This is a genomic window from Streptomyces fulvoviolaceus (assembly GCF_000718165.1).
Lineage (GTDB): Bacteria > Actinomycetota > Actinomycetes > Streptomycetales > Streptomycetaceae > Streptomyces > Streptomyces fulvoviolaceus.
Genome location: NZ_JOEY01000032.1, coordinates 112,777 through 125,268, shown reverse-complemented (window position 1 = coordinate 125,268; position 12,492 = coordinate 112,777). Strand labels below are relative to the sequence as shown.

General features: G+C 73.0%; 10 protein-coding genes, 2 pseudogenes and 1 riboswitch. Of the genes and pseudogenes, 3 read left to right on the top strand and 9 right to left on the bottom strand.

Annotated features, from left to right (window positions below; translation table 11 throughout):
• Positions 1 to 50: 50 nt before the first annotated feature.
• Positions 51 to 536: a rhodanese-like domain-containing protein gene (locus tag IG08_RS0131885; protein WP_030610350.1), complete on the bottom strand. Its 486-nt coding sequence runs from the start codon at positions 534 to 536 to the stop codon at positions 51 to 53.
• A gap of 123 nt (positions 537 to 659) precedes the next feature.
• On the opposite strand from IG08_RS0131885, the gene IG08_RS0131880 reads away from it, so the two are divergent.
• Complete coding sequence (locus tag IG08_RS0131880; RefSeq protein WP_030610347.1) at positions 660 to 1,106, top strand: Lrp/AsnC family transcriptional regulator; 447 nt, start codon at positions 660 to 662, stop codon at positions 1,104 to 1,106.
• Between the two features lie 2 nt (positions 1,107 to 1,108).
• Here IG08_RS0131880 and IG08_RS0131875 read toward each other — a convergent pair whose 3' ends face one another.
• From IG08_RS0131875 to IG08_RS0131865, 3 genes are all read right to left on the bottom strand, one after another.
• The gene (locus tag IG08_RS0131875; protein ID WP_030610343.1) at positions 1,109 to 4,102 is read right to left on the bottom strand and encodes an AAA family ATPase; all 2,994 of its coding nucleotides are present in this window, start codon (positions 4,100 to 4,102) and stop codon (positions 1,109 to 1,111) included.
• Positions 4,099 to 5,262: an exonuclease SbcCD subunit D gene (locus tag IG08_RS0131870; protein WP_030610340.1), complete on the bottom strand. Its 1,164-nt coding sequence runs from the start codon at positions 5,260 to 5,262 to the stop codon at positions 4,099 to 4,101. Before IG08_RS0131870 ends, IG08_RS0131875 begins: the two co-directional genes overlap by 4 nt.
• 107 nt (positions 5,263 to 5,369) lie before the next feature.
• Positions 5,370 to 5,996, bottom strand: coding sequence for a YigZ family protein (locus tag IG08_RS0131865; protein WP_030610338.1), 627 nt, complete (start codon positions 5,994 to 5,996; stop codon positions 5,370 to 5,372).
• 223 nt (positions 5,997 to 6,219) lie between these two features.
• On the opposite strand from IG08_RS0131865, the pseudogene IG08_RS61630 reads away from it, so the two are divergent.
• Positions 6,220 to 6,527, top strand: a pseudogene (locus tag IG08_RS61630) (amino acid transporter); the annotation flags it as partial.
• A 1-nt stretch (position 6,528) separates the two neighbouring features.
• On the opposite strand, the gene IG08_RS0131855 reads toward IG08_RS61630, so the two are convergent.
• From IG08_RS0131855 to IG08_RS57565, 4 genes and pseudogenes are all read right to left on the bottom strand, one after another.
• Positions 6,529 to 7,068, bottom strand: coding sequence for a SixA phosphatase family protein (locus IG08_RS0131855; RefSeq protein WP_030610336.1), 540 nt, complete (start codon positions 7,066 to 7,068; stop codon positions 6,529 to 6,531).
• Positions 7,065 to 7,784, bottom strand: a complete 720-nt coding sequence (locus IG08_RS0131850; RefSeq protein WP_234343019.1) for a hypothetical protein — start codon at positions 7,782 to 7,784, stop codon at positions 7,065 to 7,067. Before IG08_RS0131850 ends, IG08_RS0131855 begins: the two co-directional genes overlap by 4 nt.
• 97 nt (positions 7,785 to 7,881) lie before the next feature.
• Complete coding sequence (locus IG08_RS0131845) at positions 7,882 to 8,214, bottom strand: DUF190 domain-containing protein (RefSeq protein ID WP_030610331.1); 333 nt, start codon at positions 8,212 to 8,214, stop codon at positions 7,882 to 7,884.
• 85 nt (positions 8,215 to 8,299) lie between these two features.
• Positions 8,300 to 9,015: pseudogene (locus tag IG08_RS57565) on the bottom strand (ABC transporter ATP-binding protein); the annotation flags it as partial.
• Positions 9,016 to 9,021: 6 nt separating this feature from the next.
• Positions 9,022 to 9,146: riboswitch (cobalamin riboswitch) on the bottom strand.
• A 107-nt stretch (positions 9,147 to 9,253) separates the two neighbouring features.
• Between IG08_RS57565 and IG08_RS0131835 the strand changes: the two are divergent.
• A complete protein-coding gene (locus IG08_RS0131835; protein ID WP_052424948.1) occupies positions 9,254 to 9,787 on the top strand; it encodes a TerD family protein in 534 nt (177 codons plus the stop codon).
• Between the two features lie 9 nt (positions 9,788 to 9,796).
• Here IG08_RS0131835 and ppdK read toward each other — a convergent pair whose 3' ends face one another.
• Positions 9,797 to 12,484: a pyruvate, phosphate dikinase gene (gene ppdK / locus IG08_RS0131830; protein ID WP_030610325.1), complete on the bottom strand. Its 2,688-nt coding sequence runs from the start codon at positions 12,482 to 12,484 to the stop codon at positions 9,797 to 9,799.
• Positions 12,485 to 12,492 lie beyond the last annotated feature (8 nt).

Below are 12,492 nucleotides of genomic sequence, written 5' to 3'. Positions count from 1 at the left end.
AGGAAACTCAAGGATTCATCTCCCCAGGAACCTCACGGGACCCGGGAGGTTCAGCAGCCGCAGTCCTCCGCGTCCACCGGCGCGGTGAGCGGGTCGGCGGTGCGGCGCTCGCGGGTCTCCCAGGTCTCGTACTCGAAGCCCTCGCGCGCCCAGTACTCGAAGCCGCCGAGCATCTCCTTGACCTGGTAGCCGAGTTCGGCGAGGGCGAGGGCAGCGCGGGTCGCGCCGTTGCAGCCGGGACCCCAGCAGTACGTCACGACCGGCACGGACTTGTCGAGGAGCTGCTCGGCCTGCTCGGGGATGAGCGCGGTGGGCAGGTGGATCGCGCCGGGGATGTGGCCCTGGTCCCAGGACGCGGTGGAGCGGGAGTCGACGACGACGAAGCCGGGGTCACCGTCGACCTGGAGCGCGGCCAGCGCGGCGGCCACGTCGGACACGTCGGCGTGGAAGGCGAGGCTGGCGCGGAAGTAGGCGGCCGCCTCGGCCGGGGCCGCGGGGGCGACGCGCAGGACGGGGTTGACGGTGGTGGCGGTCATGATCTGGTCCCTCCCTGATGGATCTCGATGACCAGAAATCTACGGTCGATGATCCACTTCCTGAAGGGCCGTTCCACGGTGTGGACCTTGATCCACCGGGGAATTCCCTGCTATTCCTCGGACATGACCGCGTATTCCCCGGACGCCACCGACTGGCGCATCCTCGACGTCCTCCAGCGGGAGGGCCGGGCCAGTTTCGCCGAGCTCGCCCGTGCCGTCTCCATGTCCGCGAGCGCGGTCACCGAGCGGGTGCGCAGGCTGGAGGAGGCGGGCGTCATCCAGGGGTACGCGGCGGTCGTGGACCCGGACCGGCTGGGCCTGCCGATCCTGGCGTTCGTACGGCTGCGGTACCCGAACGGCAACTACAAGCCGTTCCACGACCTCGTCGCCGTGACGCCCGAGATCCTCGAGGCGCACCATGTGACGGGCGACGACTGCTTCGTCATCAAGGTCGCGGCCCGCTCGATGCACCACCTGGAAGAGGTGTCCGGCAAGATCGGCGCGCTGGGCTCGGTGACGACGAGCGTCGTCTACTCCTCGCCCCTGCCCCGCCGCCCGCTGGGCCGGTGAGCTCAGCCGGTTCCGCGCTGTCTCAACACCGACCCCGACCGCCCCTTCACGACCTCCAACTGCGCGTGGATCCGGCGCCGCAGATCGGCGACATGGCTGACGATGCCGACGCTGCGGTCGCGTTCGCGCAGTGAGTCGAGCACGTCGAGGACCTCGTCGAGGGTCTGGTCGTCGAGGCTGCCGAAGCCCTCGTCGATGAAGAGCGTGTCCAGCCGGACCCCGCCGGCCTCGTCCGTGACGACGTCCGCGAGGCCGAGGGCGAGCGCGAGCGAGGCGAAGAAGGTCTCGCCGCCCGACAGCGTGGCCGTGTCGCGCTCGCGTCCGGTCCAGGCGTCCACCACGTGCAGCCCGAGGCCACTGCGGCCGCGGCCTGCGCGGTCGTCGGAGTGGACGAGGGTGTAGCGCCCGGACGACATGCGCTGCAGCCGTACGGTCGCGGCAGCCGCCACCTGTTCGAGGCGGGCCGCCAGGACATACGCCTCCAGACGCATCTTGCGTTCGTTGTCCGCCGAGGTGCCCGCGGCGAGGGAGGACAGGCGGGCCACCCGGTCGTACTCCTCACGCAGCGGCGCCAGCCGCCGCAGGCCGGCGGCCGAACGGCCGGAGAGCCGGTCGAGTTCGGTGCAGCGCCGGGCGGCCGCGTCGCGCGCGGAGGCCGCGTCGCGGACCCGCCGGCCCGCGTCGGCGGCGGTCCGCTCCGCCGCGTCGACGTCGGCGGGCGACTGCTGGGCGGCCGCCGCGGTGTCGGCCTCGGCGAGGACGGCGCGTACGGCGGACTCCTCGGACTGCCAGGCGTCCAGCCGGTGTTGGAGCTCGCGGTGGGCCCGCTCGTCGAGGAGCGCCGCGGCCGCGGCCTGCGGGGTGTCGAAACCCGCGCGGAAGGCGGCGTCGGCGAGGCGGGCGTCGGCGTCCTTGAGGCGCTGGGCGGCGTCCTCGGCGGCGCGTGCGGTGTCGGCCGCGTCGGTGAGGAGCGCGGTCTGCCGTTCCAGCTGGCCCGCCCGCGCGGCCACGCTGGCGGCGGCGCCCCGCGCCTGGGTCAACTCCTCCTCCAGCAAGGCCTTTTCCCGGTCCAGCCCTTCGCGATGTCCCACGCGCGAGGCCGACCTGACCGCCGCCTGCTGCCGGTCCGCGGTCCGCCGCTCGTGCTCGGCCTCGCTCCGGCGCAGCTCCTCGTTGGCGGAGTGCAGGACGGAGGCGTCCCTGCGGGCCTGCGCGTAGAGACGCTCCAACTCCTCCCACTGCGAGGCGAGTTGATCCGTCGGCGTGTCCCCCGCCTCCGCGGTCGCGGCGGCCAGTGCCTCGCGTACGACGGCCAGGCGCCGTTCCTTCCCCGTCTGGCGTTCCTCCGCCTGCTGGTAGGCGGCCAGCGCCCGCTCCTCCGCCTCCCGGTCGACGTGTCCGACGTCCTTGCGTGCGGGTGCGGGGTGGTCGGTGGCGCCGCAGACGGCACAGGGTGTGCCGTCCTCGAGCTGGGCGGCGAGTTCGGCGGCGATGCCGTTGAGACGCTGTTCCTTGACGTCAAGCCAGTGCGCCTTGGCCCCGAGCGCCTGCTCCTGTGCGAGACGGGCGTGTTCGGCGGCGGAGTCCGTGTCTCCGGCCAGCTGGTCGCGCATGCGCGCGGCGCCGAGCCGCTTCTGCGCGGGCTCGCGCTGCACGGCGAGCTGCTCGGCGCGGGTCGCGGCCTCCTGGGCGGAGTCGATGCGGGCCTGGAGACCGACGCGGCTCTCCTCCCATCCGGCGAGCCAGTCCTCGGCGTCCTCCAGCAGGCCTTCGTCGGCCCGCTCCTGCCGCTCCAGATCGCCGCGCTCCTCGACGAGCGCGGCGAGCCGCTGCTCGGCGCGGCGGGCCGACTCCAGTCCGCCCAGTTCCTCCGCGGCCCGGCGGGCGGCGGCCGCGAGTCCGGCGGCGCCGGCACCCGCGAAGGTCTCCGGCAGCAGGCCACGCGCGTGTGCCTCCGCCGCGGCCGCCCGCCGGTGCTCGGTCTCGGCGGACTCGCGCAGGTCCAGGGCGGGCGCGACCGCCTCGGCCTTGCGGGCCCGCTCCATACGCATCTGCGCCTGGTGGTAGCCGTCGGCGCGCTCCTCGAGCAGTGCGGCCCGCTCCCGCGCCTCCCCGAAACGCCTCTGCAGGCGGGCGAGTTCGCGTACCTCCCCCAGTCCACGCTCGGCGGCCGCCTGCGCGGACTCGGCGGCCGTGAGGCGGCAGTGGGCGACGGTCAGCTGTTCGCGGGCGGTGCTGCGGGCGACGGCGGCGGCGCTCATCACGGCCTCGGCCAGTCCCGGTTCACCCGGTGCCAGTTCCGGCAGTTCCATGGCGTTGCCCGCCGCCTGCTGCATGCGGTGCGCGTCGGCCAGCAACGCGGCGTCACCGTCGCGCACCTGGGCCTCGGCCGCGCGTCGCCGCTCGACGAGGCGCTTCTCGACGTCGGCGAAACGGTGGGTGTCGAAGAGCCGGCCCAGCAGCTTGCCGCGTGCCTCCGCGTCGGCGCGCAGGAAGCGCGCGAAGTCGCCCTGGGGCAACAGCACGACCTGGCAGAACTGCTCACGGCTCATGCCGAGCAGCTGGGTGATCTCCTCGCCGATCTCCTGATGGGACCGGCTGAGGTCCTTCCACGCCCCGGCCGCGGCGTCGTACTCGCGCAGCCAGCTCTGGGCCTTGTCGAGCGTGGTGCCCGCGCCGCGCTTCTTGGGCCGCTCCCAGGGCGGTTGCCGGGTGATCTCCAACCGGCGCCCGGCGACGGTGAGTTCGAGGCGGATCTCGGTGCGTGTGCTCATGGCGGCATGGTCACTGCGCAGAGTCATCCCCTGCCCGCTCTGCCGAGTACCGGGTACCGCGCCGTACAGCGCGTAGCACACGGCGTCCAGGACGGAGGTCTTGCCGGCGCCGGTCGGCCCGTGCAGCAGGAAGAGCCCGGCCGCCGACAGCTCGTCGAAGTCGACCGTCTGCGATCCCCCGAACGGCCCGAAGGCGCAGATGTCCAGTCGATGGAGCCTCACCGCGCCACCTCCCGCACGGTCTCGTCCGCGCGCACCGCGTCGAACGCGTCCCGCAGCACGGCCTGTTCGTGCTCGTCGGGTCCGGCGCCGCGCACATGGGCCACGAAGTCCTCCGCGATCTGCTGGTCGCTGCGCCCGGCCAGCCGCCTGGCGTACGACACGTCGGGATCGTCCGGCGCCCGCTCGGGATCGAAGACCAGGCTGAGCGTGTGCGGGAACCGCTCGCTGAGCCTGGCCATGGGATCGGCCGGGCGGACCGGGTCGGTGAGCGTTGCCTCGACCCACGCCTCCTCGTGCCGCCCGAGCTCCGGATCGACGAGCAGTTCCTCCAGCGTCCCCCGCATCCGGGCCAGCGTGCGGGGCACCGGGCAGTCAAGGCGCTCGGCGGTGACCGAGCCGTCGGCGTCCAGGTCGACGAGCCACATGCTCTTGCGGTGGTCGGCCTCGGAGAAGGAGTACGGCAGCGGGGAGCCGGAGTAACGGACCCGCTCGGTGATGGTCTGGCTGCCGTGCAGGTGACCGAGGGCCGCGTAGTCGACGCCGTCGAACACCCCGGCGGGCACGGCGGCCACCCCGCCGACGGTGATGTCCCGCTCACTGTCGCTGACCTCGCCGCCGGTGACGAAAGCGTGCGCGAGGACGACCGACCGCGTTCCACGCGCACGCGTGGCGAGGTCGGCGCGGACCCGGTCCATGGCGGCGGCGAGCACGGCCTCGTGCCCCGCCGTCTCGACCCCGAACTCGTCCTTCACCAGGGCTGGTTCGAGATACGGCAGCCCATAGAAGGCCACGTCGCCATGAGAGTCGGTGAGCACCACCGGCGTCCCGCACGCCGACGGCTCGGTCCGCAGATGGATACCCGCGCGGTCAATGAGGCCCGCACCCACGCCCAGCCGGCGGGCCGAGTCGTGGTTCCCGGAGATCATCACCGTCGGCACACCGAGGTCGGCGAGCCGGTGCAGGGCGTCGTCGAACAGCTCGACCGCGGAGAGCGGCGGCACCGCGCGGTCGTACACATCCCCCGACACGACCACCGCGTCCACCTCGCGCTCACGCACGGTCGTGACGAGGTGACCGATGAACTCGGCCTGGGCCCCGAGCATGTTGACCCGGTGGAACGCCCGGCCGAGATGCCAGTCGGAAGTGTGCAGCAGCCTCATGATCCCCGAGACTAACGGCCGGGTCTGACATCACGGGCGGTTACTCCCGTATCGCCCCGTCATGACAGGCCCCAGGCGTGCCCGTTATGACCGGTTGACCCGGATCGTCACGCGTCCCCGTAGGCCTCCCCGCCCAGTTCGAACCCGGCCGTCCCGGCAGTGGCGTCGGCGAGCCACCCCTTGAAGGCCTCCACGTCCGCGTCCGGCAGCCCGATCTCGATCGTGACCGCCTCGTCGTAGCGCACGTCCCGTACGTCGCGCCCGGTCGCCCGCAGGTCGTTCTGCACCTTGCCCGCGCGCTGGTGGTCGATGGTCACCGTGGCCAGGCGGAAGCGGCGGCGGGTGATCGTGCCGGCCCCGTCCAGGGCTTCGCCGACCGCTCCGCCGTACGCCCTGATGAGGCCGCCCGCGCCGAGCTTGACGCCGCCGTAGTAGCGGGTGACGACGGCGACGACGTACCGCATGTCGCGGCGCAGAAGCATCTGGAGCATGGGGACGCCGGCGGTGCCGCCGGGCTCGCCGTCGTCGCTCGCCTTCTGGATCGCGGCGTCGGCGCCGATGACGTAGGCGAAGCAGTTGTGGGTGGCGTCGGCGTGCTCCTTGCGGACGGCCGCGACGAAGTCCTGGGCCTCCTGCTCCGTGGCCGCGGGGGCGAGGGCGCACAGGAAGCGGGAGCGGTTGACCTCGGTCTCGTGCACGCGCGCGTGGGCGACTGTGCGGTACTCGTCCTGCATCGGGCCAGCCTAATCCGTGGTGAATGGCGTTGCGACGGGGCGAATGCCCCCGGGATGTTCGAGTACGGGGCTGCGATGCCAAGGCTCGCTGCCGGGCCTGGCTGCCGGAGGGGCTGAGCGAGCAGCCCTCGCGGCCGGTCTGCTGTCCCCGCTCACGGCCCTGGTGCTGATGGCGCTGACCCGGCTCGGCGCGCTGCCGGTCCACCGGCGGGTGGCGCACGAGAAGGTCTTCGTGCGGGACTCCTCGGACTTCACCGCGGATCCCGAGGTGCACGGCGACGAGAAGCACGGCGTGCGCCGGCTGCGGGTGGCGGCGCGACGGTGCCCCAACACCATCGCGGCGGTCCTGCCGGCCCTGCGGTACCGCACCGGCCAGGTCCCGCACGCGTGCTTCAGCCGGCCGGAGGGCAATCCCTCAGCCGGATCATCCGCTTCCTGGTCTTCGGCCAGGGCGTCGCACCGGTCACCTGTGAGGTGCTGCTCCGCGCCGAGCCCGATCCGGAGCGTCGGCCGCGGGTCCAAGTGGGCTAGCTCATTTCTTCTTGCCCCGGGGCACGATCATGCTCGTCAGGAGGGCGGTTCCCGGCGTGAGCCCCTGCCAGGCGGTGCCGTGCCAGGCCAGGACGGCGATCGCCGAGGTGGGGAACTTGACACGGACCTCGTCCAGCGCGTCGTCGAGGCTGTCCCCGGCCAGGGCGAGGACGAGTTCCTCCAGGCCGGGGTTGTGTCCGACGAGGAGCAGCGTCTCGACCTCGGGCGACACGTCGTGCACCGCGGCCAGCAGGTCGGGAACGTCGGCCGCGTACAGATCCGGGGCCAGGCGCACCGGCGGCGGGGTGCCCCACTGCGCGGACGCCAGTTCCCAGGTCTGACGGGCACGTACGGCGGTGGAGCACAGGGCGAGGTCCGGCAGCAGGTCGGCCTCGACGAGGGCGCGGCCCGCGGCCGGTGCGTCCCGGCGGCCGCGCGGTGCGAGGGGGCGTAGATGGTCGCGGACGCCCTCGGGCCAAGCGGACTTGGCGTGCCGGAGGACGACCAGGCGGCGCAGCGGGCCCGGTCCGCGGGCGATCATTCCGGGGCTCCGAGGTCGCGGGTGAGTTCGAGGCCGAGGAGCCGGTCCGCGTAGGCGTACGTCTCGAAGCGGGCGCCCTCCGGTACCTGCGACGCCTCCACCCAGCGCAGTGTCCGCAGGACGTCGGGCACGTTCAGATCGTCCTCCCAGGCGGCACGGAGCTGTCCGCGCACCTCGTCGGGGACCGGCCGCGACGGATGCCGGGCCCAGGCGGCGACCGACCTGCGCCAGTGGACGAGGGTCTCGTGGGCCTCGCTCAGCGCGGCCGCGTCGAGTCGCACGGGCAGGCCACGGCGTGTGGAGAGCAGGGCGAGGCGCACCGCGGCGGGGTCGGCGTCCTCCGGAATGTCCGCCGCCTGCTCGACGGGCGCGACGGCGATCCGTACGCCGTCGGGTTTCGCACCGCCCTCCCTCACCACATGGACGACCTGGGCCTCGCCCCACCCGGGCCCGACGTCCCGCCGGTCCTCGAAGGGCCGGATGCCGAGGGCAGCGGCGCCCGCCCGCAGTTCCGCCTGCTCCCGCTCGCCGGTGAGCAGCGCCCAGACCGGCGTGCCGCCGAGTTCCAGGGCCCGGACCAGCACGTCGGCGACGAGCAGCACGCGCAGGGCGGATGGGTCGTAGCCCGGGACATGGGCCTCGACTCGGGTCAGGCCCCGGCGGGCGGGGGCGGCGTCCACGGGCTCGCCGGTTCGGTCGTCGATGATGCGCAGCACGCAGTGAGCGTAGGCGGGTGGAGGGCCATACGCAGGCAGGTGGCTCGGATTCCGGACAAGCGGCCGGGATTCAACCAGCCGCGTCCGGTCCCTCCGCTCACTCATGGGCGGTCGGTGTGTGGATGCGCACCCGGTCCAGTACGGCGACCGCGGACGTCTCCCCCAGGACGTCGGCCACCCGGGGCAGGAAGGAGCGCAGCCGCGGCTCCTCGTCCACGATGACCACCGCGCAGGGGCCCTTCGTCCCGTGCGGGGTCGCCTTGGGGTCGCCCGCGCCGAAGCCGGTGACGCCCTGGAAGACGCTCGCGCCGAGCAGGCCGTCCCGGTGGGCCCGGTGGACGAGTTCGGCGTAGGCCGGCCGGTGGTGCCAGAGCACCGAGGCGTCGAGGTGGATGGTGAGTCGTGCGGCGAGCGTGTCGTACCCGGGCATCGGCCACCCCCTGCCGTGCGGACTTTCCGCGCACGGTACTGCGCGACCGAGGGCCCGAACAGGCGTTCAGGAGAGGGTTCCCAGGAAACCGCGCATGAGGCCGCTGATCCGGCCCTTCCCTGCTTACGGCGGCCCGCACCCCGCACACCTCGGCGACGAGTTCCTCGGTCAGTACGTCACCGGGGACGCCGCAGGCCACCACGCGCCCCTCGCGCAGCACGACGACCCGGTCGCAGTACCTGGCGGCGAGGCTGAGGTCGTGCAGGGCGACGACGGTGGTGACCGGGAGCCGGTGACCAGGGTCAGCAGGTCCAACTGGTGGCGGATGTCTGGGTGGTTGGTGGGTTCGTCCAGGAGGAGCTCGCGGGGCTCCTGGGCGAGCGCGCGGGCGATCTGCACCCGCCGGCGTTCACCGCCCGACAGGGTGTGCCAGGGCTGGTCGGCGCGGTCGGTGAGCCCGGCGCGCACGGCCCGCTCGTCCTCGGCCGAAGCCGGCGGCGAGGCGCGGCGGTGCGGGACGCGTCCCCAGGCGTACGACATCCAGGACCGTCAACTCGACCTGCGTGTCGGCCTGTTGCCCGACCACGGCGAGTCTGCGGGCGACCTCACGGCGCGGCAGCCCGGCGGGGGGCGTACCGTCGAGGGTGACGACCCGGCGGTGGGGGCGAGCAGACCCGTCAACAGCCGTAGGAGCGTGGACTTTCCGGAGCCGTTGGGGCCCAACAGGCCGACGGTGGAGCCCTGTTCGGGGGCGAGGGTGACGCCGTCGAGGATCAGACGGCCGTCGGCCCGACGGCTCACCCGGTCGGTGCGCGAACTCGGGTTCGTCCGGCACGGGGCGTCTTCCTGGACGTCGTACGACATCCGGTGGCCGAGACCCCGCCCGTCAGCCTCACCGCTGCGCGTCAGCTCCGGATTCGCACCGGATTCCCTGACCACGTCCATGAGTTCGACTGGCCTCGGCAAGCCGGCACGCTGACATACTTGACCTTGCGAGGGGACGTCCCGCGCGGTCGTGCTACTCGGGAGGCGGTATCCGGTGCGCATCGTCGGCAAGGGGCCGGAGAAGGTCGAGATAAAGCTGCGGTGGGATCCGAGTCCCTGGAACGAGCCGCGCCGCCATCTCGACATCATCGCCACGACCTACTCGGCGGACGCTCCGCACGGGCGGCCGGTGTACGCCGTCCACTTCGACAGCCGCTCGCCGGACGGCACCATCAACATGATCCGGCACAGCCAGACCGGTCTGGGCCTGGGCTTCGTCGAGGTGATGGTCCTGGAGCTCGATCGCCTGGCCTCCGACTTCGCCCGGGTGGTCGTGGGGGTGTCCATCCACCAGAGCGGCGGCGACAGAACCTTCGGCGACCTGTCGAACGCGGGAGTGGTGGTCGTCGAGGGGTACAAGGAGCTGCTGGCGGACGACTTCGCGCGGTTCGCCGGATCCACTGCCGTGACGGTCGCGGAGTTCGTCAGGAACGCCTCCGGGGCGTGGGAGTTTCACGAGATGCTGCGAGGCTTCGACACCGACCCGGTGGCCTTCACCGCGGAGATGGGCAACGCCCCGCGGTCCTGACCGGGACGGTCACCTGCTGTCGCTGGTCTCCGTGGTGTCGGCGAGGGCTGCCCGTCCGGCCTCCAGGCGGGCGGCCGGGATACGGAACGGCGAGCAGGAGACGTGGTCCAGGCCCGCCCGGTGGAAGAAGTGGATGGAGTCGGGGTCGCCGCCGTGCTCGCCGCACACGCCGGTCTCCAGACGGGGGTTGACGGCGCGGCCGGCCTCGACGGCCATCTCCACCAGCCGTCCGACGCCTTCCTGGTCGATCGTGTCGAACGGCGACACCGCGAAGACTCCCTTCTCCAGGTAGAGCGGGAAGAAGGAGGCCTCCGCGTCGTCGCGGGACAGGCCCCAGGTGGTCTGGGTGAGGTCGTTGGTGCCGAAGGAGAAGAAGTCGGCGGCCTCGGCGATGCGTCCGGCGGTGAGCGCGGCGCGCGGCAGTTCGATCATCGTGCCGATGGGCAGGTCGAGCGGCGTGCCGGTCTCCGTCGCGACCTCGGCGAGGACGCGTTCCGTCTCGGTGCGGGCCAGGCGCAGTTCCTCGACCGTGCCGACGAGCGGGATCATGATCTCGGCGCGGGGGCTGCCGCCCTCACGCAGGCGGCTGGTCACCGCTTCGGCCACGGCCCGTACCTGCATGGCCGTCAGGCCCGGCACGGCGAGGCCCAGACGGACGCCGCGCAGGCCCAGCATCGGGTTCTGCTCGTGCATGCGCTCGACGGCGCGCAGGAGTTCACGGTCGTGCGGGTCCGGGTGCACGGCGGAGGCGAGGCGGACCGCCAGCTCCGTGTGGTCCGGCAGGAACTCGTGCAACGGCGGGTCCAGGAGTCGGATCGTCACCGGCAGTCCGTCCATCGCCGCCAGGATGCCGGTGAAGTCCTCGCGCTGCAGCGGCAGCAGGGCGGCCAGGGCCGCCTCGCGTGCCGTGTCGTCGCGAGCCAGGATCATCGCCTCGACCAGTGCCCTGCGCTCGCCGAGGAACATGTGCTCGGTGCGGCACAGGCCGATGCCCTGGGCGCCGAGGGCACGCGCGCGTGCGGCGTCCTCGGGGGTGTCGGCGTTGGCCCGGACTTCCAGGCGGCGTACGGCGTCGGCGTGGGCCAGTGCGCCCAGGACCGCCTCGGTGACCGGGCCGGTGCTCGCGTGGGTCTCCAGCGCGCGGCCGACGTCGGACGCGGTGAGCGGGAGTGCACCGAGGTGGACGGTGCCGGCGGTGCCGTCCACGGAGACGGTGTCCCCCTCGCGGACGACGACTCCCGATGCGGTGGTGAACCGGCGGGCCGCCGGGTCGACGGTGAGTGCCTCGGCACCGCACACGCACACCTTGCCCATGCCGCGGGCCACGACTGCGGCATGGCTGGTCTTGCCGCCCCGGCTGGTCAGGACCGCCTGGGCGGCGATCATGCCGGGGAGGTCGTCGGGGGTGGTCTCCCGGCGCACCAGGACCACGTCCTCGCCGGTCGCGGCGCGGCGTACGGCCTCGGCGGAGTCGAAGACGACCGCGCCGACCGCCGCGCCCGGCGAGGCGGGCACGCCGTGGGCGAGGGGCACGTCGGTGGGCCGCACCTCGAAGCGGGGGAACATCAGGCGGGTCAGTTCGGCGCCGTCGACGCGGACCAGGGCCTCGTCGGCGCTGATCGTGCCGTCGCCCTGCAGGTCGTGCGCGATGCGGAAGGCGGCCTCGGCGGTGCGCTTGCCGACGCGGGTCTGCAGGATCCACAGGCGGCCGCGCTCGACGGTGAACTCGACGTCGCACAGATCGCGGTAGTGGCCCTCCAACGTGCGCAGGTGGTCGCCGAGTTCGACGAACGCGCGCGGGTCGAGCCGCTTCAGTTCGGCCAACGGCAGCGCGTCGCGCACGCCGGCGACGACGTCCTCGCCCTGGGCGTCGGGCAGATAGTCGCCGTACACGCCGCTCTCGCCGGTGGCGGGGTCGCGGGTGAAGGCGACGCCCGTGCCGGAGTCCTCGCCGAGGTTCCCGAAGACCATCGCCTGCACGTTGACGGCGGTGCCGAGGTCCTCGGGGATGTGCTCTCGGTGGCGGTAGATGCGGGCGCGTTCGCCGTTCCAGGAGTCGAAGACGGCGCGGATGGCGCGGGACAGCTGCTCGGCGGGGTCCTGCGGGAACTCCTCGCCGGTCTCCTTGCGGATGATGTCCTTGAACTCCTCGGTGATCAGGACGAGTTCGCCGGTGTCTAGGTCGTGGTCGCCCTTGACCTCACGCCTGGCCTTGTGGGCGGCGATGGCCTGCTCGAACAGGTCGCCGTCCACGCCCATCACCGTGCGGCCGAACATCTGGATGAGCCGCCGGTACGAGTCCCAGGCGAACCGCTCCTGCCCGGACGCCTCGGCGAGTCCGGTGACGGACGCGTCGTTGAGGCCGATGTCGAGGATGGTCTCCATCATGCCGGGCATGGAGAAGCGGGCTCCGGAGCGGACGGAGACCAGCAGGGGGTCCTCCGGCGCGCCGAGGGTGCGGCCCATGGCCCGTTCCAGTCCGGCCAGCGCGCGAGCCGCCTCGACGCCGAGCTCGGGCGGCTCCTCGCCGGTGGCCAGGTACAGCCTGCAGGCCGCGGTGGTGACGGTGAAGCCCGGCGGGACGGGCAGGCCGAGCCGCGTCATCTCGGCGAGACCGGCTCCCTTGCCGCCGAGAAGGGCGGCCATGTCCCGGTTGCCCTCGGCGAACTCGTACACGTACTTGATCGGCGCACTCATCGGGCTCG